Below are 4,020 nucleotides of genomic sequence, written 5' to 3' on the forward strand. Positions count from 1 at the left end.
GGCCGGACGCCTGTCCGATATCACCAGCCTCCACGAGCACACCGAACGGCTCGCCCGCGCCCGCGGCCTCACCGCCACCCTGGACGCCGTCCTCGCCTCCGGCGCCGCCCTGCTCGGCGCCAGCCGGGGCGTACTGGTCACCCTGATGCCGGACGGCGGCCCCGGCCAGCCCGTCGGCTTCGGCCTGGACCGGGCCAGCCTCGGCGCGCTGGAGACCGTCCCGACCGAGCAGAGCCTGCTCGCCCGGCTGCTGCGCGAACGGGACCGGCCCGCACAGCTCCAGTCCACCGACCTCGCCGAGGACCCGGCCATCGGCGGCCGACTGCGCGAACTCGCCGTCCACCTCGGCCTCGGCGGTGCCTTCGGCCTGCCGCTCGCCACCGCCGAGGACGGCCCGCTCGCCTCCGCCGTCTGGTTCTACGACCGGCCCGCCTCCCCCACCGAGTGCCGGCGCGAACTGGCCCGCCGCTACTGCGAGATCGCCGCCCCACTGCTCGCCAAGCAGCTGGAGACGGAACGGGTCCGGCGCACCACCGAGGCGCTGCGGCGCGGCCTGCTGCCGGACCGGCTGCCCCAGCTCGCCGGGCTGCGGCTGGCCGCCCGACTCGTCCCGGCCGGCCTGGACCACTCCTGCGGCAGCGACTGGTACGACGCCATCCCGCTGCCGGACGGCACCGTCGGCCTCACCGTCGGCTCCGTCTCCGGCGACGGCCCCGGCGCGGGCCCCGGCTCCGCCCCCGGCGCGGCCGCAGCGATGGGCCGGATCCGGGCCGCGCTGCGGGCGTACGCGGTGCTGGAGGGCGAGGACCCGGTCTCCGTCCTGGGCGACCTGGAGCTGCTGCTCAAGACCACCGAGCCGACCCGCTCCGCCACCGCCGTCTACGCCTGGGTCGAGCCCGAGGAGCGCCGGATCACCCTGGCCGGGGCCGGGCACTGCCCGCCGGTCCTGGTCGGCCGGCACGGCGCCGAGTTCGTGGAGACCTCGCTCTCCGCCCCGCTCGGCATGCTGGCCTGCTGGGAGGCGCCCGGCGTCGGGTTCACCGCCGAGCGCGGCGACACCCTGCTGCTCTACACCGAGGGCCTGGCCCGCCGCTGCGGCCCGACCCTGCACGCCGGACAGGCCAACCTGCGCCGGGCCGCCGCCGACGCCCCGCGCGACGTGCGGATCGACCCGGACCGGCTCTGCGCCCACCTGCTGGCCGTCTGCCCGGGCCCGGACGCCGCCACGGCGACCGACGACCTGATGCTGCTCGCCGCCCGCTTCGAGTGACGGTTCGAACCCGGAACAGGTGGGCGGCCGGGCGTCCGTACCATGGACGCACGGCCGCCCGCGCGTGTCGCGACCCGACACCTCCCCCGAGGGCGGCGGTACCACCCCCCTAGGAGGCGTTGCACGTGACCGAGGACCGCACCCCCGCGGTGGCCGAGAACCCCGAGGCCGAGGGCGGCGAGGAGCCGCAGGAGTTCAAGGGCCGCAAGAACGGGCTCTACGGCGAGATCTCCGACGAGCTGGCCGCCTCGATGAAGTCCGGCTGGGCCGACACCGAGCTGCACGGCCTCTCCCCCGTCGTCCAGGCCCCGTACGCGGCCGAGCGGCGCGCCAAGCTGTCCGCCGCCCACCCCGGCGTGCGCCTGGTCGTCCCGGCCGGCAACCTGCGGGTGCGCTCCAACGACACCGACTACGCCTTCCGCGCCTCCAGCGAGTACGTGCACCTCACCGGCGACCAGACCGAGGACGCGGTGCTCGTCGGCGAGCCGACCGGCGCCACCGGCCACGAGTTCACGCTCTACCTGCTACCCCGCTCCGACCGCGAGAACGGCGAGTTCTGGCTGGACGGCTACGGCGAGCTGTGGGTCGGCCGCCGGTACAGCCTGAGCGAGCAGGAGCAGCTGCTCGGCCTGCCGGCCCGCGACGTCCGAAAGGCCGCCGAGGAGCTGGCCGCGAAGGCCGCCGACTCCGCCGTGCCGACCCGGATCGTCCGCGGCTACGACGCCGGCCTGGAGGCCGCGCTGGCCGACGTGCTGGACGCCGACAAGGACGCCGAGTTCAAGGAGTTCCTGAGCGGCCTGCGGCTGGTCAAGGACGAATGGGAGATCGGCGAGCTGCGCGCCGCCTGCGACGCCACCGTCAAGGGCTTCACCGACGTGGTCCGCGAGCTGGGCCAGGCCGTCGCCACCTCGGAGCGCTGGATCGAGGGCACCTTCTGGCGCCGCGCCCGGGTCGAGGGCAACGACGTCGGCTACGGCACCATCGCCGCGGCCGGCCCGCACGCCACCACCCTGCACTGGGTCCGCAACGACGGCGACGTGCGCCCCGGCGAGCTGCTGCTGCTCGACGCCGGCGTGGAGACCAACACCCTCTACACCGCCGACGTCACCCGCAGCCTGCCGATCGACGGCCGCTTCACCGAGCTGCAGCGCAAGATCTACGACGCCGTGTACGACGCCCAGGAGGCCGGCATCGCCGCGGTGAAGCCGGGCGCCCGCTTCCGCGACTTCCACGAGGCCTCGCAGCGCGTCCTCGCCGAGCGGCTGCTCGCCTGGGGCCTGCTGGACGCCTCGGTGTACGACGTCGAGAAGGTCCTGGAGCTCGGCCTGCAGCGCCGCTGGACCCTGCACGGCACCGGCCACATGCTCGGCCTGGACGTCCACGACTGCGCCCACTCCCGCCGCGAGGAGCACGTCGACGCCCTGCTGGTGCCCGGCATGGTGCTCACCGTCGAGCCCGGCCTGTACTTCCAGCAGGACGACCTGACCGTGCCGGAGGAGTACCGCGGCATCGGCGTCCGGATCGAGGACGACATCCTCGTCACCGCCGACGGCAACGAGAACCTCTCGGCCGGCCTGCCCCGCCGCTCCGACGAGGTCGAGGCCTGGATGGCCTCGCACGCCTGAGCCGCACCGGAGCCGCTCCGCGCTGAAGGGCCCGGCCTCCCGAGCAGTGGGAGGCCGGGCTCTCGCGTGTCCGGGGGTCGGCTATTTCACGACCGTCACCTGGACGTTCGCCCCACCGAGCTGGGTCCACGTGCTGCTGCCGTCGTACGGCAGCGTCGCCTTCGCCCGCAGCGGCATCGACCCGGGTCCGTCGGCGGGGGTGAGGGTCATCCGGTACGTGACCGTCCGGCTCGCGCCCGGCGCCAGGGGGAAGGCGGCTTCCTTGCCGCTCATCGCGTAGTCCATGCCACCGCCCGGCGACAGGATCGCCTGGACCCAGTTGCCGTTGTCCTGACGTTCCAGCTTGCCGGCGTTCATCGGGATCTGGCCGTCCGGTGTCCCCGGGTAGACATCGGTGAAGACCAGCGGCTGGACCGCCGGGTAGTCGGTCCGACTGGTGTTGCGGTACGTCACCGTGAACGTCACCGGCGTACCGTTCGTGGACACCGGCTGCCCGGCGCCGAGCCCGTTCACCGTGACGGCGATGTCGCCGGCGCTCGCCGCGACACCCGACGGCGTCGCCCCCGCCACCTTGTGGCCGCTGACGTCCAGGCTGTTGACGATCGACTGCAGACCCGCCTGGTAGTCGGCCTTGAGGCCGATCGCCGAGACGAACACATGGTCCTTGGGCAGCGCCCACATCTGCGCCGTGAAGGGCGACTTGCCGCAGGTCACCTGCCACTGCGACTTGCGTGCGGGGCGGCCGGAGACGGTGGGGGTGCTCTTCGTCGGGCCGACGGAGGTGATCTCGCCCGCGGCGGCATCGTGGGGGTTTCCCCAGACCGGGCAGTAGGGCTGGCTGGTCCAACCGGCGTTGTCGTCGAGGAAGCTGACCGACGGCCAGAGGTCCGGCTCCTGGTCATAGACGAAGAGGTCCACCCCGTACGGCTCGCAGATCTGAGCGTCGGCGTCCTGGGGCGCGCCCGGACTCAGGATGCAGAGGTGGTAGGTGTTCGGGACGGTAACGGCCCGCCAGCCTGCCGGGATCTTCAGCTTCACGCCGCGGAAGGTGTACGACGTCGACGGGCCGCCGGCCGGCACGGTGTTGGTGGCCGAGGCGCTGGAGGACGGGGTGCTGTCGGCGAG

Annotated in this window: 3 protein-coding genes; 2 read left to right on the plus strand and 1 reads right to left on the minus strand. The window is 74.0% G+C overall.

The window, feature by feature from the left end; translation table 11 throughout:
• A partial coding sequence (locus J0670_RS32215) for a PP2C family protein-serine/threonine phosphatase (RefSeq protein WP_243437836.1) occupies window positions 1-1,270 on the plus strand: 1,270 nt, incomplete at its 5' end.
• Between the two features lie 125 nt (window positions 1,271-1,395).
• Complete coding sequence (locus tag J0670_RS32220) at window positions 1,396-2,895, plus strand: aminopeptidase P family protein (protein WP_207815575.1); 1,500 nt, start codon at window positions 1,396-1,398, stop codon at window positions 2,893-2,895.
• Between the two features lie 81 nt (window positions 2,896-2,976).
• Here the strand turns inward: J0670_RS32220 and J0670_RS32225 are convergent.
• On the minus strand, window positions 2,977-4,020 hold a 1,044-nt coding region (locus J0670_RS32225; RefSeq protein WP_374223211.1), incomplete at its 5' end, for a hypothetical protein.

Origin of the sequence: Streptomyces sp. FH025 (assembly GCF_017427025.1) — a bacterium.
In the GTDB taxonomy this organism is placed as follows: Bacteria; Actinomycetota; Actinomycetes; order Streptomycetales; family Streptomycetaceae; genus Kitasatospora.